Raw genomic sequence first — 351 nt, 5'->3', positions numbered from 1 at the left:
GTGGGACCTGCGCGGCATGTTCTGGGCGATGCGCGGCGCGGAGCGCATGAACATCCCGGTCGCCGACCCCGGCTACTCCACGCCGGCCGGCTCGGCGGTGCTGTGGGACGAGGAGCAGGCGGCGGCGCTGATGGCACAGCTCAAGAACGACGAGGAGGTGACGGTCGGCACGGAGGAGTGACGCCGGCCGTGACGCCGCCGCCCCGGACCTCGGTGAGGTCCGGGGCGGCGGCGTTTGGGATACGCCCTCAGCAGGCGCAGAAACAGAAAGGGTGCCCCGCGGGGTCGGCGTAGACGCGCCAGTCGCGCTTGCCGCCGTTGTCGCCCTCCAGCAGCGTGGCGCCCAGCCGC

At 73.5% G+C, this 351-nt stretch carries 1 protein-coding gene and 1 pseudogene; one reads left to right on the top strand and one right to left on the bottom strand.

The genetic code is table 11. The features are described from left to right. A pseudogene (locus RM590_RS35855) lies at window positions 1-181 on the top strand (LCP family protein); the annotation flags it as partial. Between the two features lie 67 nt (window positions 182-248). On the opposite strand, the gene RM590_RS35850 reads toward RM590_RS35855, so the two are convergent. Beyond that, on the bottom strand, window positions 249-351 hold a 103-nt coding region (locus RM590_RS35850; RefSeq protein WP_311708988.1), incomplete at its 5' end, for a VOC family protein.

Origin of the sequence: Streptomyces litchfieldiae (genome assembly GCF_031845365.1) — a bacterium.
Classification (GTDB): Bacteria; Actinomycetota; Actinomycetes; order Streptomycetales; family Streptomycetaceae; genus Streptomyces; species Streptomyces litchfieldiae.
Note: the sequence above shows the minus strand (reverse complement) of the source record. Positions and strands in the feature narration are given on the sequence as shown.